The following is a 25686-nucleotide window of genomic DNA, read 5'->3' as shown; positions in this document are numbered from 1 at the left end:
ATGCGCTCTCGTGCTGTTGCGCATGTGACCGATATGTAAGCGACATGTGAACGTTCGTCGCGGGCAGGTGTGTTCGCCCCGCCGACGGGTGGTCGGGACCGCACGCGCGCGGGCGTGTGCGCCGGGTGCGCGGCCGGTCTGATCAAGGGTTCTCGCGCGTCGACGACGCAGGTCGGGGACGGGTGTGCGCGGGGCGTTCGCGCACTACACCAGGTGACCCGAATGGTTCAACCGCGCCGTCGGAGGCGCCCGAGCGGGGCCTGAATTCACCCCTTGCGGCCGATCGACCCGGTACTCCAATGTGTTGATCTGTGTTCGTCCGTGTACTCATCGTATGCAGGTCATGGAGCGCGGAATGAATGAGTTCAACGCCGATGCCCATCGCGCACACCCCGCGCCGGAAGACGCGGTGGCCATCGTCGGGTTGGCCTGCCGACTCCCCGGCGCCGACGGCCCCGACGAGTTCTGGGACCTGCTGAACAGCGGACGCGACACGATCACCGAAGTGCCCCACCATCGCCGGGACGCGAGAGCGGCGCACGACACGAACCGAGCGGCCGGCGGATCCCCCCACCCAGCCGCGGACCGACCGCGAAGAGGCGGATTCCTGGACGCGGTGGACCGGTTCGACGCCGCCTTCTTCGGCATCACCCCGGGCGAGGCCGCCCTGATCGACCCACAGCAGCGCCTGATGCTCGAACTGTGCTGGGAGGCCCTGGAACACGCGGGCATCCCGCCGACCCGGATCCGGGGCAGCGCCACCGGGGTGTTCGCCGGCGCGATCTGGGACGACTACGCCACCCTCCTGCGCCGCGCCGGTGTCGAGCCCGGCCCCCGACACGCCACCGGCCTGCACCGCAGCATGATCGCCAACCGGGTCTCGTACACCCTCGGCCTGCGCGGCCCCAGCATGACGGTGGACGCTGCCCAGTCCTCGTCCCTGGTCGCGGTACACCTGGCGGGCGAGAGCCTGCGCCGCGGCGAGTCGACACTGGCCCTGGTCGGCGGGGTCAACCTGGACCTGGTTCCCGACCACGACGGCGACGCGGCCAAGTTCGGCGGGCTCTCCCCGCAGGGCCGCTGCTTCACCTTCGACGCCCGGGCCGACGGCTACGTGCGCGGCGAGGGCGGCGCGGTGGTGGTGCTCAAGCCGCTGTCCCGCGCGCTGGCCGACGGCGACGTCGTGCACGCCGTGATCCGGGGCAGTGCGATGAACAACGACGGGGGCGGCGACGCGTTGACCGCGCCCGACCCCCGGGCCCAGGCGGAGGTGATCCGGCTCGCCCGGCGGAGGGCCGAAGTCGCCGCGTCCGCCGTGCAATACGTCGAACTGCACGGCACGGGCACCCCCGTCGGCGACCCGATCGAGGCCGCCGCACTCGGTGCGGCGCTCGGCGCGGAGCGGGCGAACCGGCCGCCGCTGGCCGTCGGTTCGGTGAAGACCAACGTCGGGCACCTGGAGGGCGCGGCCGGCATCGTCGGCCTGGTCAAGACGGCATTGGCGATCCGACACCGGCGGCTCCCGGCAAGCCTGAACTTCGCCGAACCCCATCCGCGGATCCCGTTGGGCGAACTGGGCCTGCGGGTGCAGACGGCGACGGGCGACTGGCCCTGTCCGGACGAACCCCTGATCGCCGGGGTGAGTTCGTTCGGGATGGGCGGGACCAACTGCCATGTGGTGCTCGCGGAGGCGGAGCCTGCGGGCGGGGTGGGGCCGTCGGGTGGGGCGGATCCGGTCGTGGGGTCCGCCACCGGCCCGGTGCCTTCGGAAGCGGTTGCCGTGCCGATCTCCGGTGTCGACGCGGACGGGCTTCGGGCCCAGGCCGGGCGATGGCACGGCTACGTACGCGAACATCCCGACGTGGCGCCGGCCGACCTGGGCTACTCGGCCGCCACCACCCGGACCGCGTTCGCCGCCCGCGCCGTCGTCCTCGCTCGCGACCACGCCGAACTCCTCGCCGCGCTCGACGCGTTACGCGGAGCCGGCGCGGATCCACACCTGGTCCGGGCCGAGGCTCAACCCGGCCGGACCGCCTTCCTGTTCACCGGACAGGGCAGCCAACGCCCCGCCATGGCTCGGGAGTTGTACGCCCGCCACGCCGTCTTCGCGGCGGCCTTCGACGCCGCCTGCGCCCACCTGGACCCGCACCTGCCGCGCCCGTTGCGCGAGGTGTTGTTCGCCTCGCCCGACAGCCCGGACGCGGCGCTCGTGCACCGCACCGAGTACACCCAACCCGCGCTGTTCGCCGTCGAGGTCGCGCTGTACCGGTTGTTCGAACACTGGGGGGTGACCCCGGACCTGCTGCTCGGCCACTCGATCGGCGAGCTGTGCGCCGCGCATGTGGCCGGCGTCTGGTCCCTGCCCGACGCGTGCGCGCTGGTCGCGGCCCGGGGCCGGCTGATGCAGGAACTGCCGGACGGCGGAGCGATGGTGTCGCTGCGGGTCGCCGAGGACGACGTGCTCGCCTCGCTCGAACCGGTCCGCGACCGGGTCTCGATCGCGGCCGTCAACGGACCGCTGGCCACGGTGATCTCGGGCGACCGGGACGCGGTCCTCGACGTCGCGGCCGGCTGGCGGGCACAGGGCCACAAGACCACCCGACTGCGGGTCGCACACGCCTTCCACTCACCGCGCATGGACGCGATGACGGACGCCTTCGCCGAGGTGGCCGCCGGGCTGACCGCTCGACCGCCCGTCCTGCCCGTCGTGTCCAACCTGACCGGCCTGCCGCTGACCGCCGAACAGGCATGCTCCCCGGACTACTGGGTCCGCCACGTGCGGCACACCGTGCGCTTTCACGACGGGGTGCGCCGGCTGCGGGCCGAAGGCGCGACGGTACTGCTCGAACTGGGCCCGGACGGCAGCCTGTCGGCGGCGGCCCGGACCTGCCTGGTCGACGGTGAACGAGACACCGTGGCCACGATCCCGACGCTGCGCCGCAACCGCCCGGAGGCGGACGCGTTGACCACGGCGATGGCCCGCCTGTACACGAACGGCGTGGACCCGGACTGGGAGCGGGTGTTCGAGGGACGCGGGGCACGCCGGGTTGCGTTGCCCACCTACGCCTTCCGGCGCGCACGCCACTGGCCGGGTGCCTCGGCCGAAGCCGCCGACACGGCCGCGCCAAACGAATCACCCGCCGTGGCAACGACGTTGAGCGAGCGGTTGGCCGCACTGTCCGCGACCGAGCAACATCGCGTCCTGCTCGACCTGATCCGGGCACACGCGACCGCCGTCCTGGGCCCCGGCGCGACCACGACCGTCGAACCCGACCGCACCTACCGCGAATCGGGCCTGGACTCGCTCGGCACCGTCGAACTGATCACCCGGCTGGCCAGGGACACCGGCCTCGACCTGCCCCCGACCACGGTCTTCGACCACCCCACACCCACCGCGCTCGCCCACCACCTGCGCACCCGAGCGCTCGACCTGCCCGCACCGACCGGCCCCCGGCCGACGCCCGGGCCGGCCGGCGCCGACGAACCGATCGCCATCGTGGCGATGGGCTGCCGGCTGCCCGGCGCGGTTCGCACCCCCGAGGACCTGTGGCGGCTGGTCGCGGACGGCGTGGACGCGATCACCGCCTTCCCCACCGACCGCGGCTGGGACCTGGACCGGCTCCACCACGACGACCCGGACCGGCCGGGCACCAGCTATGTACGATCCGGCGGATTCCTGGACCACGCGGGCGACTTCGACGCGGAGTTCTTCGGGATCGGCCCGCGCGAGGCGCTGGCCATGGACCCGCAGCAACGGCTGCTCCTGGAGACCTCCTGGGAGGCGATCGAACGCGCCGGACTCGACCCGACCGCGCTGCGCGGCGAGCGGGTGGGGGTGTTCGTCGGCGCCACCGCGCAGGAGTACGGCCCGCGCATGCACGAATCCACCGACGCCCTCGCCGGGTTCCTGCTGACCGGCACCACGCCCAGCGTCGCGTCCGGGCGGATCGCGTACACCCTCGGCCTGTCGGGCCCGGCGCTCACCGTCGACACCGCCTGCTCGTCCTCGCTGGTCGCGGTGCACCTGGCCGCACGTTCGCTGGCGAGCGGGGAATGTGCGCTGGCCCTGGCGGGCGGCGCCACCGTGATGGCCGGCCCCGGCATGTTCGTCGAATTCGCCCGGCAGCGCGGCCTGGCCCCCGACGGTCGTTGCAAGCCGTTCTCGGCGGACGCCGACGGCACCGCCTGGGCCGAGGGCGTCGGCGTGCTCCTGCTGGAACGCCTGTCCGACGCGCGCCGCAACGGCCATCCCGTACTCGCCGTGCTGCGCGGCTCCGCGATCAACCAGGACGGGGCCAGCAACGGGCTCAGCGCGCCCAACGGCACGGCCCAGCAGCGGGTGATCCGGGACGCGCTGGCCGCCGCCGGACTCGGCCCGCAAGATGTCGACCTGGTCGAGGCACACGGCACCGGGACACCGCTGGGCGACCCGATCGAGGCGCAGGCGCTGCTGGCCACGTACGGGCGCGATCGGGCCGCCGATCGGCCGCTGCTGCTCGGCTCGGTGAAGTCCAACATCGGCCACACCCAGGCCGCGGCGGGTGTGGCCGGGCTGATCAAGACCGTGCTGGCCCTGCGGCACGGCGCGGTACCGGGGACGCTGCACCTGCGCGAACCGTCGCCCCACGTGCGGTGGGCGGACGGGGCGATCACGCTGCCGACGACGACCACGGACTGGCCGGCGTACGACCGACCGCGCCGCGCGGCGGTGTCGTCGTTCGGGATCAGTGGGACGAACGCGCATGTGATCGTGGAGGAGGCGGGCGGGGGTGCGGAGGCACCGGGGCCTGCCCCGGCCGGCGGGCCCGCGTCCGACGGTGTCGCCGACCCCGTGCCGCTGGTGGTTTCCGCGCGGAGCGAGGCCGCGTTGCGGGGGCAGGCGGAGCAGCTCGCGGGGCTGCTCCGGAGGGCGGACGCCCCGGCCCTGGCCGATGTCGGGTATTCGCTGCTGCGCGGCCGGGCCGGGTTCGAGTACACCGCCGTGATACCGGCGCGCACCCACGCCGAGGCACTGCACGGGTTGACCGCGCTCGCCGCCGATCGACCCGCCGACCGGCTGATCCGGGGCAGCGCCCCGGCGGCCCGCGGCGGGACCGTGTTCGTCTTCCCAGGGCAGGGCACCCAGTGGTCCGGGATGGCGCTGGAACTCCTGGACACCAGCGAGCCGTTCGCCGCCTCCATGCGGGCCTGCGCCGACGCGCTCGCCCCGTACGCCGACGACTGGTCGCTGCTCGACGTGCTCCGCGAGCCCGGGACGCCGGGGTTGACGCGCGTCGACGTCGTACAGCCCGCGCTGTTCGCGGTGATGGTCTCGCTGGCCGCGCTGTGGCGCTCGATCGGGATCGAACCGCAGGCCGTGGTCGGCCACTCGCAGGGCGAGATCGCCGCCGCGTACGTCGCGGGCGCACTGTCCCTGGCCGACGCCGCCAAGGTGGTCGCACTGCGCAGCCGGGCGCTGGTCACGGCGGCGGGCAGCGGCGGGATGGCCTCGGTGTCACTGCCCGCCGAACAGGTCGCCGCGCTGCTCGAACCCTGGTCCGGCCGGCTCGGCGTGGCCGCCGTCAACGGGCCGAGCGCCACCGTGGTCAGCGGAGACACCGAGGCCCTGGACACGTTCCTGGACCGATGCGCGGCGGACGACCTGCGGGCCCGGCGCATCCCCGTCGACTACGCGTCGCACTCGGCACACATGGAGGAGATCCGCGATCGACTCCTGACCGACCTGGCCGACGTGACCCCGCGGGCCGCGTCCACAGCCTTCTACTCCACCCTGACCGGCGGTCGCACGGCCGACACGAGCGGCCTCGACGCCGACTACTGGTACCACAATCTGCGCCGAACGGTGCGGTACGAGAGAGCCGTTCGGGCGCTGAGCGAGGACGGTCACCGGCTGTTCGTGGAGGTCGGCCCGCATCCCGTGCTCACGCTCGGTACCCAGGAAACGCTGGACGCGTGCGGCAGCGGCGGCACCACGATCGGCACACTGAGCCGCGACCACGGCGGCCGGGACCGCTTTCTCGTTGCGGTGGCGGAGGCCGTCGCGCACGGCGCCCGGCCCGACGCGGAAGCGCTGTTCGACCCGGCCGGTACCGGCGTGCGGGCGGTTGCCCTGCCCACCTACGCGTTCCAGCACCGGCGCTACTGGCTGACCCCGCGCGAGGCGGCTCCCGACGGTACGGCTGCCCTGGGTCTGACGCCGATCGCCCATCCGCTGCTCGGCGCGCTTGGCGCGCTCGGCGTCGAGCCGGATGGCACGGTGATCGCGACAGGTCGGATCTCGCTGCGGGATCTGCCGTGGTTGGCGGACCATGCGGTCGCGGACACCGTGGTGTTGCCGGGGACCGCGTTTGTCGAACTGGCCCTGTGGGTGGGGGAGTCCGTGGGGGTTCCGCAGGTCGAGGAACTGACCCTGGAGAGCCCGCTGCTTTTGCCCGAGACCGGTGATGTGCACCTGCGCGTTGCCGTGGCCCCGGCGGACGAGGCCGGGCTGCGGGAGGTCACCATCCACTCCCGGCGGGCGGGTGGCGGCGGTGCCGATGCGGAGCGGGAGTCGTGGGTTCGGCATGCGGGCGGGCTCCTCGTGGAGTCGGTGCCGGACGTCGGCGGGGGCGGTGGCGGTGCCGGTGGGCTCACCGAGTGGCCGCCGCCAGGTTCCGATGTGCTTGACCTTGCCGATGCCTATCCCGTCTTGGCCGGGCTCGGGTACGGCTACGGGCCGGCATTTCGGGGACTGCGTGCGGCTTGGCGCGGAGCCGGTGGCGAACTGTTCGCCGAGGTGCGGTTGCCGGACGGACTGCGGGAATCGGGGTCGGGGGTGGTGGGGCCGGAGTTCGGGATCCACCCGGCGCTCTTGGATGCGGCACTGCACCCGTTGCTTCCGTCACCTTCGTCGCTTTCATCGACTTCGTTGTTTTCGACGCCGGACGGGTCGGCGGGTGCGTCGCCGCGTATTCCGTTCTCGCTGGCGGACGTGCGGCTGTACGCCACCGGGGCCGACATGTTGCGGGTGCGGCTGGACCGGGCGGGCGACGGGGCCACAGCGCTTACGGTTGCCGACGGCGCCGGTGCGCCGGTCCTGTCCATCGGCGCGCTGACCCTGCGTGAACTGCCTGGGGACGGGCCGATCGCGGCGGAACCCCGGCCGGGCGAGGCGATGTTCGACCTGCGCTGGATCGCCGGAACGACCTCGGCGGAGCCGACGGGTGTCGGGTACGCGTTCATCGGGGACGACCTCGGCCTGGGCGGCGGCGAGGTATATCCGAGCCTCGCGGACCTCGACGCTCGACTGCTCGCGACGGGAGAACCCCCACCCGACGTGGTGTTCGCCGCCGTGCCCATGGGGGCGGACGACGACGTCACGGGTGCCGCGCACGACAGCGCGCGCTGGGCGTTGGGCCTGGTCGGGAGTTGGCTTGCCGGCGAGCGGTCGAGTGGGGCGCGGCTGGTCGTGGTCACCCGTGGTGCGGTCGCTGCTCGGGCCGGGGACGCTCTGTCGGGGCTGCCCGCAGCCCCTGTATGGGGGCTGTTGCGGACCGCGCAGTCCGAACACCCCGATCGTTTCGTGCTGCTCGACCTGGACGATGCGGTGCGCTCCGGCTCCGCGCTGCTTGGCGCGGCCGTTGCGGGTGAACCTCAACTCGCCCTGCGCGATGGGGTGGTTCATCTACCCCGCATGGTGGTTGCCGAGCCGGTTGACCCGGCGGATGCGCCGGTGGCTCGACGTCGACCCGATCCGAACGGGACCGCGCTGATCACCGGTGGCACCGGCACCCTGGGTGCGCTGGTTGCCCGCCGGCTGGTCGCCGAACACGGCATCCGGCATCTGCTCCTGCTCGGACGCGCGGGTCCGGAGGCGGCCGGGGCCCAGGAGTTGATCGCCGAACTCGGCGCGCTCGGCGCCCGGGTGACCGTGGCCGCGTGCGATGTCGCCGACCGGGCCGCGCTGCGCCGGGTGATCGGGGACATCCCCGCCGAGCACCCGCCGACGATCGTCGTTCACGCCGCCGGTGTGCTCGACGACGCGACGCTGTTGTCGTTGACCCCGGATCGGCTCGACGCGGTGCTGCGCCCCAAGGTGGACGCGGCCTGGCATCTGCACGAGTTGACCCGAGCGGCGGACCCGGCGGCGTTCGTGCTGTTTTCGTCCATCACCGCGATCACGGGCAACGCCGGCCAGGGCGCGTACACGGCGGCCAACACCTTCCTGGACGCCCTCGCCGAACACCGCCGCGCCGCCGGGCTGCCCGCCAACGCGCTGGCCTGGGGACTGTGGGCCGAGGGCAGCGGGATGACCCGCCACCTCGACCACACCGACCGGGCCCGGATGTCCCGGGGCGGGATCGCGGCGCTGTCCACCGAGACCGGACTCGCCCTGTTCGATGCCGCGTTGCACCGGGACCACCCGTACACGATCCCGGCCCGCCTGGACCGCAGCGCGTTGCGGGCCCTGGCCGCGAGCGGTGTGCTGCCCGCCGTACTGCGCGGCCTCGTGCGTCTCCCGCCACCGCGTGCCGCCGCCTCCGGAGACCGCGCGGACGCGTCGTCGTGGACCGGGCGGATCCGGGAACTCCCGGGCGAGCAGCGGGAACGGGCGATCACCGACCTGGTGCGCGGGCAACTCGCCGCCGTCCTCGGACACGACGCACCCGAACGACTCGACCTCGACCGCGCCTTCCGCGAGCTGGGCGTCGACTCGCTGACCGCACTCGAACTGCGCAACCGGCTCAATGCGTTCACCGGCCTGCGGCTGCCCGCGACCGTGGTCTTCGACCACCCCAGCGGAACGGCCCTGGTCGCCCGGATGACGCGCGAGGTGGTCGGGGCGGCGCCGAGCGAGCCGACCACGCCCGCTGCCGGACCGACTGTGACGGTCGACGAGCCGATCGTCGTCGTCGGCATCGGCTGTCGCTATCCGGGTGGTGTGGCCGGTCCCGAGGACCTGTGGCGACTGGTTGCGGCCGGCACGGACGCGGTCGGTGACTTCCCCGGGGATCGTGGCTGGGATCTGGCGAACCTGTACGACCCAGACCCGGACAAGGTCGGCAAGGTCTACACCCGACGGGGTGGATTCCTCTACGAGTCGGGGGAGTTCGACGCCGAGTTCTTCGGCATCTCGCCGCGTGAGGCGGCGGCGATGGACCCGCAGCAGCGGCTGCTCCTGGAGACCGCGTGGGAGGCGTTCGAGCACGCGGGCGTGGATCCGAGGACGCTGCGCGGGAGCAACACGGGTGTGTTCGCCGGGGTGATGTACAACGACTACGCCTCGCGGCTGCACCGCGCCCCCGACGGGTTCGAGGGCATGCTGCTGGCCGGAAACGTGGGCAGCGTCGTGACCGGAAGGGTGTCCTACGCGCTGGGCCTGGAGGGGCCGGCGGTCAGCGTGGACACGGCCTGCTCGTCGTCGCTGGTGGCTCTGCACCTGGCGGCCAATGCGCTGCGGTCGGGGGAGTGCGATCTGGCGCTCGCCGGTGGGGTGACGGTGATGTCCACTCCGAATGTCTTCGTCGAGTTCTCCCGACAGCGCGGACTGTCGGCGGACGGCCGGTGCCGGTCGTTCGCGGCGGGCGCGGACGGTACGGGTTGGGGCGAGGGTGTCGGGCTGCTGGTGGTGGAGCGGCTGTCCGACGCGCGGCGCAACGGGCATCCCGTGCTGGCGCTGCTGCGTGGTTCGGCGATCAACCAGGACGGCGCGTCGAACGGGCTGACCGCGCCGAACGGTCCGTCCCAGGAGCGGGTGATCCGGGCGGCGTTGGCCGGTGCGGGGTTGTCGGCGGCGGATGTGGACGCGGTGGAGGCGCACGGGACCGGGACGACGCTGGGCGACCCGATCGAGGCGCAGGCGCTGTTGGCCACGTACGGGCAGGACCGGCCGGCGGATCGGCCGTTGTGGCTGGGCTCGATCAAGTCGAACATCGGGCACACGCAGGCCGCGGCCGGGGCGGCCGGCCTGATCAAGATGATCATGGCGATGCGGCACGGCGTGCTGCCCGAGACGTTGCACGTCGACGCGCCGTCGCCGCACGTGGACTGGTCGACGGGACACGTCGAGTTGCTGGCCGAGGGTCGACCGTGGCCCGAGGTCGGCCGGGCGCGCCGGGCCGCCGTGTCGTCGTTCGGGATCAGCGGGACGAATGCGCACGTGATCGTCGAACAGGCGCCGGCGGCCGAGCCGGTGGTGTCCCGGGACGAGCCGGTGGGTGTGGCGGGCCTGGTGCCGTGGGTGTTGTCGGCCAGGACCGCCGACAGTCTGCGGGCGCAGGCGGCGCGATTGCGGGAGTGGTCGGCGCGGCATCCGGAGGCGGATCCGGTCGACGTGGGGTGGTCGTTGGTTCGGGAGCGGTCGGTTTTCGATCGGCGGGCGGTGGTCAGTGGTCGCGATCCAGGTGAACTTGCTTGTGGGCTCGATGAGTTGGCTGCCGGCGGCGGTATCGCCGATGGTCGGCCGATGTTCTCGGGGCCCGGTCCGGTGTTCGTGTTTCCGGGGCAGGGGTCGCAGTGGGTGGGAATGGCGGCCGGGTTGTTGGAGTGCTCGCCGGTGTTTGCGGGCGCGGTTGCCGAGTGTGCCGCGGTGATGGATCCGTTGGTGGCGGATTGGTCGCTGTTGGAAGTGTTGCGGGATGGGTCTGCCCGTGAGTTGGAGCGCGTGGACGTCGTTCAGCCGGTTCTGTTTGCGGTGATGGTGGGGCTTGCGCGGTGGTGGGAGTCGTGCGGGGTGCGGCCGGGCGCGGTCGTTGGGCACTCGCAGGGGGAGATCGCTGCGGCGCATGTGGCCGGCTATCTGTCCTTGGCGGATGCGGTACGGGTGGTCGTGTTGCGGAGTCGGGCCCTGCTGGGGGTCGCGTCGTCCGGGGGCGGGATGGTCTCCGTCGGGGTGTCGGCGGAGCGTGCTCGCGAGTTGGTCGCCGGGGACGAGCGATTGTCACTGGCGGCCGTGAACGGGCCGACCAGTGTGGTGCTTTCGGGTGATGTCGAAGCGCTGACGCCGGTGGTCGAGGCGTGTGAGCGGGATGGTGTGCGGGCTCGGTGGATCCCGGTGGACTACGCGTCGCATTCGGCGCGGATGGAGGCCGTGCGGGGCGAGGTGGAGCGGCTGTTGGCGGATGTGACGCCGCAGGCGGGCCGCGTGCCGATGTACTCGACCGTGAGCGGGGAGGCGGTTGCCGATCCCGCCGAGTTGGGCGGGTCGTACTGGTTCGAGAATCTGCGGCGCACGGTCGAGCTTGAGCGGGCCGTGGGTGCGGCGGTCGCGGATGGTCATGGTGCGTTTCTGGAGTGCAGTCCGCATCCGGGGCTGGTGGTGCCGTTGGGGGACACCCTGGAGGCGGCCGGTGCGGATGGCGCGGTTTTGGAGACGTTGCGGCGGGGTGAGGGTGGGCCCGATCGGCTGGTCGCCGCGCTCTCGGCGGCGTTCGTGGCGGGTGTCGCGGTGGACTGGGCCGGGATGTTGCCGGGTCGCCATGTCGAGCTGCCGACCTACGCCTTCCAACGGCGGCGCTACTGGTTGACGGGTGGCGAACGAGCGGGCGATCCGACCGGGTTGGGGCTGGTCGCGGCCGATCACCCGCTGCTGGGGGCTGCGGTCGGTTCGGTTCGGGACGGGGAACTCCTGTACACCGGGCGGTTGTCCGCCGCCACGCACGGATGGCTCACGGACCACGCGGTGTTCGGCTCGGTAGTGGTGCCGGGGACGGCGTTCGTGGAGCTGGCGTCGTGGGTCGGTGTCGAGGCCGGTTGCCCGGTTGTGGACGAACTCACGCTGCATGCGCCGCTGGTGCTGCCGGACGGGGTCGGCGTCCGGCTTCGGGTGGCGGTGGGTACGGCGGATTCGGGCGGGCGTCGGGTGGTGGAGTTCCATTCGCGGCCCGAGGATGCCCCCGACGAGCATCCGTGGACTCGGCATGCGACCGGCACGCTGGGCACCGCGAGTGTGCTCGGATCCGCGTCGGCCGGGGCGGAGGCGTGGGCGGTCTGGCCGCCGGCGGATGCCGAGGTGGTCGACTCGGAGGCCGTGTATGAGCGGCTTGCGGAGCACGGGTACGAATACGGGCCCATCTTCCGGGGGTTGCGGGCCGCGTGGCGGCGGGGTGACGACTTTTTCGCCGAGGTCGCGCTGCCGGAGGCGGCCGGTCGGGACGCGCATGGCTACGACCTGCATCCGGCGGTGCTGGACGCCGCGCTGCATGTGGCCGCGGCCGAGGCGGTGGCGCAGTCGGGGGCGACGCTGTTGCCGTTCGCCTGGACCGGGGTTGTGCTACATGGGCCGGGGGCGTCGCTGCTCCGGGTGGTGTTGCGGCGTACCGGGCGGGAGACGTTGGCGGTCGACGTGGCCGACGAGCGTGGTGTTCCGGTGGCGTCGGTCGCGTCGCTGACGCTGCGGCCGGTGGCTGCCGAGCAGTTGGTGGCGGCCGAGGCCGCGGGCCGCGAGTGGCTGTACCGGATGGTCTGGGAGATCGCGGACGCGCCGGTGGCGGAGCACGTCGACGGCGAACTCCTCGGCTCGGTGGCGGAGTCCGACGCGACGGCGGAGCCCGTGGCGGGCGGGATTTCGGTGGTGACCTTCGTGGGCACCGAAGAGGCGCCCGAGGTGGGCCTGTTCGACTGTCCGCCCGTGGTCGGCGAAGCACCCGACGAGGTGGCCGGCGCCGTGCATGCGGTGCTGGTTGCGGTTCGGGCCTGGGTGGCGGACGAGCGCCTTGCCGGGGCGCGGCTGGTGGTTCGTACCCGTGGTGCGGTTGCCACGGATGCGCAGGACCGGGTCGGTTCTCCGGCACATGCGGCGATTTGGGGTCTCGTGCGGGTCGCGCAGACCGAGCATCCGGGGCGGCTCGTCCTGGTCGATGCGGACGATGCCGATTCGGGTGCGGCACTGCGTGCGGCGGTGGCGTGCGGGCTGCCGCAGGTGGCGATTCGCGAAGGTGTGGTGTTGGTGCCGCGCCTGGTCCGGGCGGTGCACGACACGGCGCTGGTGCCGCCGGCGCCGGGGTCGGATCAGTCGTGGCGGATCGAGTCCGGGACGGCCGGGACGCCGGACGATCTGGTGGTGACGGCGCATCCGGCCGCCTCGGCGCCGTTGGCGGCCGGGCAGGTGCGGGTGGCGGTGCGGGCGGCCGGGGTGAACTTCCGCGATGTGCTGATCACGCTCGGGATGTATCCGGGGCGCGCGGTGATCGGCGCCGAGGCGGCCGGGGTGGTCGTGGAGGTCGGCCCGGGTGTGTCCGATCCGGCCGTCGGCGACCGGGTGATGGGCTTGTTCGAGGGGGCGTTCGGGCCGCTTGCGGTGGCCGATCGGCGGTTGTTGGCCCGGGTGCCGGCGGGTTGGTCGTTTGCTCAGGCCGCGTCGGTGCCGGTGGTCTTCCTCACCGCGCTCTACGGGCTGCACGACTTGGCCGGCCTGCGGTCGGGTGAATCGGTGCTGGTGCATGCGGCCACGGGTGGGGTCGGCATGGCCGCCACCCAGCTGGCCCGGCATCGGGGCGCCGAGGTGTACGCGACCGCGAGTGCGGCGAAGTGGGCCACCGTGCGCGGGCTGGGTGTTTTGGACGAACGGATCGCCTCGTCCCGGGACCTGTCCTTCGAGCAGCGCTTCGCGCGGGCCACGGACGGGCGCGGGATCGACGTGGTGTTGAACTCGCTCGCGGGCGAGTTCACCGACGCGTCGTTGCGACTCCTGGCCCAGGGCGGCCGGTTCGTGGAGATGGGCAAGACGGACATCCGGACCGAGGGCCTGCCGGCCGGGGTGCGCTATCGGGCCTTCGATCTGATCGAGGCGGGGCCGGATCGTATCGCCGAGATGTTCGCCGAACTGGTCGACCTCTTCGAGCGTGGTGTGCTGCAACCGCTGCCGATTCGGACCTGGGACATCCGCCGGGCCCGCGAGGCGCTGCGCTTCCTGGGCCAGGCCCGGCATGTGGGCAAGGTGGTGCTGACCGTGCCGCAGCCGCTCGCGGCCGACGGCACGGTCCTGATCACCGGCGGCATGGGCACGCTGGGTCGAAGTCTGGCCCGACACCTGGTCACGCGCTGGGGTGTGCGCCGACTGGTACTGACCGGCCGGGCCGGGCCCGCCGCTCCCGGCGCCGTGGAACTGGTCTCGGAATTGGCCGAGTCGGGCGCCGAGACCACGATCGTTGCCTGCGATGCGGCGGATCGTGCGGCGATGGCCGGGGTGTTGGCCGCGATCCCGGCCGGACACCCGTTGACCGCCGTGGTGCACGCCGCCGGGACGCTCGACGACGCGCCGATCGAGGCGCTGACGCCGGAGCGGGTCGACCACGTGTTGCGGCCCAAGGTGGACGCCGCCCTCGTACTGGACGAACTCACCCGGGACGCGGACCTGGCCGCGTTCGTGTTGTTCTCGTCGGTGGCCGGCGTACTCGGCGTGGCCGGGCAGGGCGGCTATGCGGCGGGGAACGCTTTCCTGGACGGCTTCGCGGGTCGACGCCGGGATCGGGGGCTGCCCGCGACCGCCCTGGCCTGGGGCCTGTGGGCGGAACGCAGCAAAATGACCGAACAGTTGGGCATTGGCGACCTGAAGCGCCTGGCGCGCGGCGGACTGGTGCCGATCTCGACCGCCCAGGGGCTCGCGCTGTTCGACGCCGCCTGGCAGGCCGACGAGGCGGCGCTGATCCCGGCCCGCCTGGACCTGGCCGCATTGCGCGCCCAGGCGGCGTCCGAGCCGGTGCACCCGCTGCTGCGCGGCCTGGTCGGCACCCCGACCCGCCGGAACGGCGCGCTGCCGGAGGCGCCGTGGGCGCGCCGGCTCGCCTCGGCCGCGCCCGCCGAGCGGGTGGACGTGGCATTGCGGCTGGTCCGGGCCGAGGCGGCGGTGGTCCTGGGGCACGAGTCGACCGACGGGGTGCGGCCCGAAGTCACGTTCCGCGACCTCGGGTTCGACTCGCTGACGGGTGTCGAATTGCGCAACCGGCTGAGCGGTGCCACCGGATTGCGGTTGCCGTCCACGCTGGTCTTCGACTTTCCGACCCCGCTCGGCCTGGCCGGTTTCCTGGTCGCCGAGTCGGTCGGCGCGGTGGAGTCGGCGCCGACCGGGCCGGCCGCCGGGGGTGCGATGGTCGCAGCCGATCCGGTGGTGATCGTGGGGATGGGCTGCCGGTTCCCGGGCGGGGTGGGCTCGGCGGCGGCCCTGTGGGACCTGGTGGCCGGGGGCGGCGATGCGATCGGGCCGTTCCCGACCGACCGTGGTTGGGACGTCGACGCGCTGTTCGATCCCGATCCGGAGCGGGTCGGCAAGAGCTACGTCCGTACCGGCGGATTCCTGACCGGGGCCGCTGAGTTCGACGCCGAGTTCTTCGGCGTGTCGCCTCGTGAGGCGTTGGCGATGGACCCGCAACAGCGGCTGCTGCTGGAAACCGCGTGGGAGACCTTCGAGCAGGCGGGCATCGATCCCACCTCGCTCCGGGGCAGCCGAACCGGCGTCTTCGCCGGGATGGCCGGCCACGACTACGCGACCGGGGGCGCCCGTACGCAGGCCGGGCTGGAGGGTCACCTGCTGACCGGGAACGCGGCCAGCGTCGCCTCGGGCCGGGTGGCCTACACGTTCGGCCTGGAGGGGCCGGCGGTGACCGTGGACACGGCGTGTTCGTCGTCGCTGGTCGCACTGCACCTGGCGGCAAACGCGTTGCGGTCGGGGGAATGCGACCTGGCGCTCGCCGGCGGGGTGACCGCGATGTCCACGCCGGACTTCTTCCTGGAGTTCTCCCGGCAGCGCGGACTGTCCGTGGACGGCCGCTGCAAGGCTTTCGCGGCCACGGCGGACGGGATGGGCGCGGCCGAGGGCGTGGGCCTGCTCCTGGTCGAGCGGTTGTCGGATGCGCGGCGCAACGGCCATCCGGTACTGGCGGTGGTGCGCGGTTCGGCGGTGAACCAGGACGGCGCTTCGAATGGGTTGACCGCGCCGAACGGGCCGTCGCAGCAGCGGGTGATCCGGGCGGCCCTGGCTGACGCCGGACTGTCCGCGGCCGATGTGGATGCGGTGGAGGCGCACGGGACGGGCACGACGTTGGGCGATCCGATCGAGGCTCAGGCGTTGCTCGCGACCTACGGGCGGGGTCGCGCGCCGGATCGGCCGCTGTGGTTGGGGTCGGTGAAGTCCAACATCGGGCACACCCAGGCGGCGGCGGGTGTGGCCGGGGTGATCAAGATGGTGTTGGCGCTGCGGCATGGGGTGTTGCCGCGCACGCTGCACGTGGACGAGCCGACGCCGCATGTGGACTGGTCGGCGGGTGGGGTCGAACTGCTCACGAGTGCGCGGGCGTGGCCGGAGGCCGGGCGGGTGCGACGGGCGGGTGTGTCGTCGTTCGGGATCAGCGGGACGAACGCGCATGTGATCTTGGAGCAGACGGAGGAGAGTCCGGCGGATTCGGCGCCTGCGGTGACGCCGCCGGCGGCCGGGACTCCGGTGTGGGGCGGTCGGGTGCCCTGGGTGTTGTCGGCCCGGTCCGAATCCGCGTTGCGGGCACAGGCCGCGCGGTTGCGGGACTGGCTGGCCGTACATCCCGACGCCGATCCGCTCGACGTGGGGCGGTCGTTGGCGACCGGGCGGGCGGCGCTCGATCACCGGGCGGTGGTGCATGGGCGGGATCTTGCGGAACTGCGTCCGGCTGTAGAGGAGTTGGCCGACAACGGGCCGGGTGACGGGGCGTCGATCGTCGGCTCGGTCTCGGCCGCCGGTCCGGTGTTCGTGTTTCCGGGGCAGGGGTCGCAGTGGGTGGGGATGGCGGCCGGGTTGTTGGAGTGTTCGCCGGTATTCGCGGGTGCGGTGGCGGAGTGTGCGGCGGTGATGGATCCGTTGGTGGCGGATTGGTCGTTGCTGGATGTGTTGCGTGGTGCGGGTGGTGAGGCGTTGGCCGAGCGGGTTGATGTGGTTCAGCCGGCGTTGTTCGCGGTGATGGTGGGGCTTGCGCGGTGGTGGCAGTCGTGTGGGGTTAAGCCGGGTGCGGTGATCGGGCATTCGCAGGGGGAGATCGCTGCGGCGCATGTGGCGGGTTATCTGTCGTTGGCGGATGCAGTGCGGGTGGTTGTGCTGCGGAGTCGGGCTCTGCTGGGTGTTGCCTCTTCCGGTGGCGGGATGGTGTCGGTGGGTATGTCCGCCGATCGGGCTCGGGAGTTGGTCGCCGGGGACGACGACCGGTTGTCCTTGGCGGCCGTGAACGGGCCGACGAGTGTGGTGCTTTCGGGTGATGTCGAAGCGCTGGCGGTGGTTGTCGAACGCTGTGAGCGGGATGGGGTCCGGGCTCGGTGGATTCCGGTGGACTACGCGTCGCATTCGGCGCGGATGGAGGCCGTGCGGGACGAGGTGGAGCGGCTGTTGGCGGATGTGACGCCGCAGGCGGGCCGCGTGCCGATGTACTCGACCCTGACCGGTGCGCCGATCGGCGATCCCGCCGAGTTGGCGGGGTCGTATTGGTTCGAGAATCTGCGCCGCACGGTCGAGCTTGAGCGGGCCGTCGGAGCGGCGGTTGTCGACGGGCATACGGTCTTCGTGGAGTGCAGTCCGCACCCGGGGCTGGTGGTGCCGCTGGGGGACACCCTGGAGGCAGCCGGGGTGGACGGCGCCGTTCTGGAGACGTTGCGGCGGGGCGAGGGTGGGCCCGACCGGCTGGTCGGCGCGCTTTCGGCGGCGTTCCGGAGCGGTCTGGCCGTGGACTGGGCCGGGTCCGGGATGCTGCCGGGGCGGCGGGTCGAGCTGCCGACCTATGCCTTCCAGCGGCGGCGGTACTGGGTGGAGCCTGCGGAGCGGGCCGGCGGGGTCGGGTGGGGGCAGTTCACGGTCGAACATCCGGTGCTGGGCGCCGGGGTCGATCTGGCCGACGGGGCCGGGACGGTCTTTACCGGGCGGCTGTCCGCGGCCTCGCACGGGTGGCTCACGGAGCATGTGGTGCTCGGGACGGTGATCGCGCCCGGCACGGTGTTCGTGGACCTGGCGCTGCGTGCGGGGGCGACGGTCGGCCGGGCGACGGTCGAGGAGCTGACCCTGCACGCGCCGCTGATCCTGCCCGACGCGGGCGGAGTACGGATTCAGGTCCGGGTCGGCGCACCCGACGCCGCAGGGGTCGGATCGGTGGAGATCCATTCCCGACCGGAGGACGCGGCCGGCGACGAGCCGTGGACCCGGCACGCCTCCGGGACCCTGACCGCGACCGACCTCGACCCGGCGGACGTGGCCACGGAGGCGGCGATCTGGCCGCCCGCGGGCAGTACGCCGGTCGATCTGGACGGAGCCTACGAGCGACTGGCGTCGGCCGGATTCGAGTACGGTCCCGCCTTCCAGGGGCTGCGCGCCCTGTGGCGGCGCGGCGGCGAGTCGTTCGCCGAGATCGAACTCGTCGACGAAGCACGGCAGGAGGCCGAACGCTACGAGGTGCATCCCGCCCTGTTGGATGCGGCCGTGCATGCGCTGGGGGTGGAGCCGGCGGCGGAGGTCGCGCCGGGCGAGGCGCGGATCGCCTTCTCCTGGCGCGGAGTTCGGCTGGTTGCCGGCGGGGCCGGGCGGTTGCGGGTGCGGCTGGCACCGGTGGGCTCGGATGCGGTGTCGTTGTGGTTGAGCGATGTGGACGGTGAGCCGGTCGGGTCGGTCCGGGCGCTGACCGTGCGGCCGGTCTCGGCCGAGCGGCTGCGTCCGGTGGGGGCGCCGCCGCGCGACTCGATGTTCCGGGTGGAGTGGCGGGCGGTGTCGGGCGACGAGCCGGGCGCGGCGGTTCGCTGGGCGGTGGTGGGCGCGGCGGACTCCGGGCCGCTTGCCCGGCTGGTGGCGGCGTATCCGGATGCGCCGGTGTACCGCAGTGTGGTCGAGGCGGCCGGGGATGTGGCGGCGGGACCGCCCGATGTCGTGGTGGTGGGCGTGGGCGGGCCCGACGATTCGGAAGGATCGGTCGAGCGCACTCGGCGGGAGCTTGCGGACGTGCTGGCGCGGACGCAGGACTGGCTGGCCGACTCCCGCTTCGCGGCGACGCGCCTGGTCGTGGTGACCTCCGGGGCCGTCGCCGCCGACGTGGATGCCGACTCCGAGGAGCGGGTGGCGGACCTGGCCGGCGCGGCGGTGTGGGGGCTGTTGCGCTCGGCCCAGTCCGAACACCCCGACCGATGCTCGCTGGTCGACCTCGACGAGGACGCGGCGTCGATTGAGGCCTGGCCGGCGGTGCTTGCCTCGGCCGAGCCGCAACTTGCCCTTCGTGCGGGCCGGTTCCGGGCTCCTCGGCTGGCCAGGGTGACAGCCGGAGCCGGCGAGCCGTTCGCCTTCGCGCCCGACGGCACGGTGTTGGTGACCGGTGCCACCGGCGGTCTGGGTGCCCTGGTGGCCCTGCATCTGGTGACCGCGCACGGCGTGCGCCGACTGCTGCTGCTGTCCCGCCGGGGCGCGGCCGCGCCCGGCGCGGCCGAACTGGTCGAGGACCTGACCGCGCAGGGTGCGGAGGTGACCCTCGCCGCCTGCGACGTGGCCGATCGTGCCGCGCTGGCCGCCGAGTTGGCGCGTATCCCGGCCGAGCATGCGCTGACCGGGGTGATCCACACCGCCGGCGTGGTGGACGACGCCACCATCGCGAACCTGACCGATGTGCACCTGGACCATGCGCTGCGCCCCAAGGCGGACGCCGCGTTCCACCTGCACGAGTTGACCCGGGACGCGAACCCGGCCGCGTTCGTGCTGTTCTCCTCCGGGGCCACCACCTTCGGTGGTCCGGGGCAGGGCAACTACGCGGCGGCCAACGCCTTCCTGGACGGCCTGGCCCGGCGGCGTCGCGACCTCGGCCTGTCCGGGATCTCGCTGGCCTGGGGCCTGTGGGCGGGCGCGCAGGGGATGGGCGGGCGGCTGAGCGAGGCCGATGCGGCCCGCTGGGCCCGGACCGGTGCGGTGGCGATGCCGGCGGCCGAGGCACTGCGGTTGTTCGACATCGCGCTGGGCCGGCCCGAGGCGGCCCTGGTGCCGGCACACCTGGACCTCCCGGCGATGCGGGCGGATGCCGGTGCTCGGCCCGCGCTGTTCCGGGAGCTGCTCGGGACCGGTACGCGGCGGGCGGCGGCGGGTGTGGGCGGGTCGGCGCTGACTCGGCGGCTGGCGGGGATGTCCCCGGCCGAGCGGGAGCAGGCGGTCCTGGACGTGGTGCGGACCGAGGCCGCGAACACGCTGGGACACGAGTCGGCCGGGGCGGTGCCGGCCGGGCGAGCGTTCAAGGAGCTGGGGTTCGACTCGCTGACCGGGGTGGAACTGCGCAACCGGTTGAACACCGCGACCGGGCTGCGGTTGCCGTCCACGCTGGTCTTCGACTACCCGACCCCGGCGGGGTTGGCGGCGTTCCTGGTCGGCGAGTTGGTCGGTCGTTCGGTACAGGCCGTGCCGGTTCCGGTGCCGGTCGGTGGGCGGCACGAGGACGCCGACGATGCGATCGTGATCGTGGGGATGGGCTGCCGGTTCCCGGGCGGGGTGGCCTCGCCGGAGGACCTGTGGAGCCTGCTGGCTTCGGGCGGGGATGCGATCGGACCGTTCCCGACGGACCGAGGATGGGACCTGGCCGGGCTGTTCGACCCCGATCCCGAGCGGCCCGGGAAGAGCTATGTGGAGTCGGGCGGATTCCTGTATGGAATCGGCGAGTTCGATGCGGAGTTCTTCGGGATCTCGCCGCGTGAGGCGTTGGCGATGGATCCGCAGCAGCGGTTGCTCCTGGAGACGGCGTGGGAGACGTTCGAGCGGGCGGGCATCGATCCGACCTCGCTGCGCGGCAGCCGGACCGGGGTCTTCGCCGGAGTGATCGACAACGACTACGGCGCCCGGGTGAACCAGGTGCCGGACGAGGTCGAGGGCTATCTGGGCTACGGCAGTTCGGCGAGCATCGCGTCCGGCCGGGTCTCGTACGTCCTGGGCTTGGAGGGCCCGGCGGTCAGTATCGACACCGCGTGCTCGTCGTCCCTGGTCGCGCTGCACCTGGCGGTGAACGCGGTGCGGTCGGGCGAATGCGAACTGGCCCTGGCCGGTGGCGTGACGGCAATGGCCACCACCGAGTTCTTCGTGGAGTTCTCCCGGCAGCGGGGTCTGTCGCCGGACGGTCGCTGCAAGGCGTTCGCGGCGGCGGCGGACGGGATGGGCGCAGCCGAGGGCATCGGGCTGGTGCTGGTGGAGCGGCTGTCGGACGCGCGGCGCAACGGGCATTCGGTACTGGCGGTGGTGCGTGGCTCGGCGGTGAACCAGGACGGCGCGTCGAACGGGTTGACCGCGCCGAACGGTCCGTCGCAACAGCGGGTCATACGGCAGGCGTTGGGCAGTGCCGGGCTGTCGCCCGCCGATGTGGACGCCGTGGAGGCGCACGGGACCGGGACGACGCTCGGCGATCCGATCGAGGCTCAGGCGTTGTTGGCCACCTATGGGCAGGATCGGCCGGCGGATCGGCCGCTGTGGCTGGGGTCGGTGAAGTCGAATATCGGGCACACCCAGGCGGCGGCGGGTGTGGCCGGGGTGATCAAGATGGTGTTGGCGCTGCGGCATGGGGTGTTGCCTCGGACGTTGCATGTGGACGAGCCGACGCCGCATGTGGATTGGTCGGCCGGTCGGGTCGAGGTGTTGGCGGGCGAGGTGGCGTGGCCGGCGGGCGAGCGGGTGCGCCGGGCGGGTGTGTCGTCCTTCGGGATCAGCGGGACGAACGCACACGTGGTTTTGGAGGAGGCGCCGCCGGACGGCTCCGAGCCTGCGCCCGCCGCGCAGGAGGTCCCGGGAGTCGGCGGCGTGCTGCCCTGGGTGGTGTCGGCACGCACCGAGGCCGGGTTGCGGGCGCAGGCGGCGCGGTTGCGCGATTGGGTGAGCGAACATCCGGAGGCCGAACCGGCGGATGTTGCCCGGTCGTTGGTGGACGGGCGGGCGGTGTTCGACGTGCGGGCGGTGGTGCGCGGACGGGAGACCGGCGAACTTGTGGCTGGGCTGGACGAGTTGGTGCGGGGTGGGGTGGGAGACCCCGGTTCTCTGGTGACCGGTTCGGATCCGGTGTTCGTGTTTCCGGGGCAGGGGTCGCAGTGGGTGGGGATGGCGGCCGGGTTGTTGGAGTGCTCGCCGGTGTTTGCGGGCGCGGTTGCCGAGTGCGCTGCGGTGATGGATCCGCTGGTGGCGGATTGGTCGCTGTTGGATGTGTTGCGGGGCGGGTCCGGCGGTGAGTTGGAGCGGGTCGATGTGGTTCAGCCGGTGCTGTTTGCGGTGATGGTGGGGCTTGCCCGGTGGTGGGAGTCGTGTGGGGTGCGGCCGGGTGCGGTGATCGGGCATTCGCAGGGGGAGATCGCGGCTGCGCATGTGGCGGGTTATCTGTCGCTCGCGGATGCGGTGCGGGTGGTTGTGCTGCGGAGTCGGGCTCTGCTGGGTGTTGCCTCTTCCGGTGGCGGGATGGTGTCGGTTGGGGTGTCCGCCGATCGGGCTCGGGAGTTGGTTGCCGGAGCTGACGGGTTGTCGTTGGCGGCGGTGAACGGGCCGACCCGTGTGGTGCTTTCGGGTGATGTCGAAGCGCTGGCGGTGGTTGTCGAACGCTGTGAGCGGGATGGGGTCCGGGCTCGGTGGATCCCGGTGGACTACGCGTCGCATTCGGCGCGGATGGAGGCCGTGCGGGGCGAGGTGGAGCGGCTGTTGGCGGATGTGACGCCGCAGGCGGGCCGCGTGCCGATGTACTCGACCCTGACCGGCGCACCGATCGCCGATCCCGCCGAGTTGGGCGGGTCGTACTGGTTCGAGAATCTGCGGCGCACGGTCGAGTTGGAGCGGACGGTCGGTGCGGCGGTGGCGGATGGACGCACCGTGTTCATCGAGTGCAGTCCGCATCCGGGGCTGGTGGTGCCGCTGGGGGACACCCTTGAAGCGCTCGGTGTGGATGGCGCGGTTTTGGAGACGTTGCGGCGGGGTGAGGGTGGGCCCGATCGGCTGGTCGCCGCGCTCTCGGCGGCGTTCGTGCGTGGTCTGCCGGTGGACTGGGCCGGGCTGATCGTCGGCGCGCGGGTGGAGCTGCCGACCTACGCCTTCCAGCGGCGACGCTATTGGTTGGACGAGGGCGCGCGGTCGGGGGATCCGGGCGGGTTGGGACTGGCCGCCGTCGGACATCCCTTGCTGGGTGCGGCGGTACGGCCGGCGCAGGGCGCGGGGTTGTTGTTCACGGGGCGGTTGTCGACGGAGACCCACCCGTGGCTCGCGGATCATGTGGTGCTCGGCTCGACGATCGTGCCGGGCACGGTGTTCGTGGACCTGGCGCTGTGGGCCGGGGCCGAGGCGGAGTGTCCGGTGGTGGACGAACTGACCCTGCACACCCCGCTGGTGTTGCCGGAGCACGGCGGTGTGCATGTACAGGTGACCGTCGACGGGCCGGACGCCGCCGGGGCCCGGGCGGTCGCGGTGTACTCCCGGCCGGAGGATGCGCCCGGCGAGGAGCCATGGACCCGGCACGCCGTCGGTGTCCTCGTCGCCGACGCCGATGCGGGTGCCGCTCTGGACGCGGCTGCGGAGGCGTGGCCGCCGGTCGGGGCGAAGCCGATCGAGGTGGCGGACTTCTATGCGCGGCTGGTGGAGTCCGGGGTCGACTACGGGCCGGCGTTTCGTGGGATGCGGGCCGCCTGGCGGCGCGGGGACGAGCTGTTCGCCGATGTGGCGCTGCCGGCCGAGGAGGAGCGCGACGCGCACCGCTTCGGGGTGCATCCGGCGCTGCTCGACGCGGGCGTGCAGATCCTGCGGGTGGATCCGGGGCAGGCCGACGGGGACGACATCCGGGTGGCCTTCTCCTGGCACGGGGTGCGGCTCTTCGCGGCCGGTGCGACCCGGTTGCGGGTGTCGTGCGTGCCGGCGGGCGAGGGTGCGGTGTCGCTGCGGATCACGGACGAGACCGGGCGGGCGGTCGCCGCGATCGAGGCGTTGACGGTGCGGGCGATCTCGGCCGAGCAGCTCCGGCGGGCCGGCGGCGGGCGGGACGCGCTGTACCGGCTCGCGTGGCGGGCGTCGGTGGTTCCCGTACCGGTGGCGGCGCCGCGTGTGGCCGTGGTCGGCGGCTGGAATCTGCCCGGCCTGGGCGGGTTGGCGGACCGGTATCCGGGTGTTGCCGAACTTGCTTTGTGTGATCGGCCGTTGCCAGATCTGGTACTGCTCCCCGTCGGCGATCCGGATCCCGGTGCGCCGTTCTCCGAGCGGCGTATGCGGGAGGTGACGGCGGAACTGGTCGGGCGGCTGAACGCGTTTCTCGGCGACGAACGGTTCGCGGCGGCCCGGGTGGTCGTGGTGACCCGCACGGCGGTGGTCGTGGATGGGGACGCGGGGCTCGGTGATCCGACGTCGGCGTCGGTCTGGGGAGTGGTCCGGGCGGCGCAGGTCGGGCAAACGGGGCGGATCGCGCTGGTCGACCTGGACGACGATCCCGCTTCGGCGGCGGCTTTGGCCGCGGTGGCGTCGGCCGGTGGTGAGCCGCAGTTCGCGGTGCGCGGTGGCCGGGTGTCGGTACCGAGGCTGGAGCGGATTTCGGCCTCCGGCGGAGCACGGTCGGCGCTGGGGACCGGCACGGTGTTGATCGCCGGTGCGGACCGGGCGGTCGGTGCGGGGGTGGCCGAGCATCTGGCCGGGGCGTACGGGGTGGGTCGGTTCGTGTTGTTGTCCGTGGATCCGTCGGGTGCGGGGCCGACCGAACTGGCCGCCCGGCTGCGCGAGGCCGGTGCCGAGGTCGTGTCGGCGGCCTGGGACGGGCACGATCCGGGCGTGCTTGCCGCGCTCGTGGCCGAACACCGGCCGGCGGGCGTGGTGGACGGGTCGGGCGAGTCGGATGCCGCCTGGGCGTTGCACGAGCTGACCACCGAGGCGGACCTGGCGTTCTTCGTGCTGTTCTCGTCGGCGGCGAGCCTGCTCGGTTCGTCGGCGCAGGCGGCCACGGCCGGGGTGGATGCCTTCCACGATGCGTTGGCCGCAGATCGGCGGGCGCGTGGGCTGCCCGGGGTGTCGGCGTCGTGCGGGACGGATCCGCTGCCGGGGCTGCCCGACCTGTTCGACGAGGCGATACGCCGGGAGGACGCCGTGTTGGTTTCGGCGTCGACGGATCTCACCGGGCCCGGGTCGACGTCACCGTTGTTGCCCTCCCGGAACGGCCGTGGCGCGACCACCCCCGCCGAGACCTCGACCGAGGCGGACGGCGAGGCGCTGGTCCGGCGCCTGGCGGCGCTGTCCGAGGAGGAGCGCGAGCGCGAACTGGTCGGCCTGGTACGGGCGCAGGCCGCGGCGGTGCTCGGGCATGCCGGCATCGGCGAGATCGGACCCGAACGAGCTTTCAAGGAAGTCGGGTTCGACTCGCTCACCGCGGTTGAGCTGCGCAACCGGCTGATCAGGGACACCGGGGTCGGCCTGCGCTCCACCCTCGTCTTCGACTTCCCCACGCCGCGAAGCCTGGCCCGCCACCTGAGCGGCCGGCTGGTCGAGGAGGCATCCCCGATCGGTGCGCTGCTGGCCGATCTGGACCGATTCGAGGGCGAGTTGCACGCGGTGCTCGACGAGCCGGAGGCTCGAGACCGGCTGGCCGAGCGGCTGCGTCGGCTGCTGGCCGACTGTACCGCGCCGGACGAGAGCGCCTCCGCCGACGACGTCTCGGACGTGCAGTCGGCCACCGACGACGAGTTGTTCTCGCTCGTCGACCAGGGCTTCGAGTGACCCGGCCCATCCACGCATACGACCGTGTCGGCAAG

Annotated in this window: 1 protein-coding gene; it reads left to right on the top strand. The window is 73.0% G+C overall.

Annotated elements, in window-relative coordinates; all coding sequences use genetic code 11:
* Positions 1–355 precede the first annotated feature (355 nt).
* Positions 356–25651, top strand: coding sequence for an SDR family NAD(P)-dependent oxidoreductase (locus ACH4XV_RS41720; RefSeq protein ID WP_395798707.1), 25296 nt, complete (start codon positions 356–358; stop codon positions 25649–25651).
* Positions 25652–25686 lie beyond the last annotated feature (35 nt).

This window comes from Embleya sp. NPDC020630 (genome assembly GCF_044334985.1).
Taxonomy (GTDB): domain Bacteria; phylum Actinomycetota; class Actinomycetes; order Streptomycetales; family Streptomycetaceae; genus Embleya.
The sequence above is the reverse complement of the archived record's forward strand: the minus strand, read 5'-3'. Positions and strand labels throughout refer to the sequence as shown.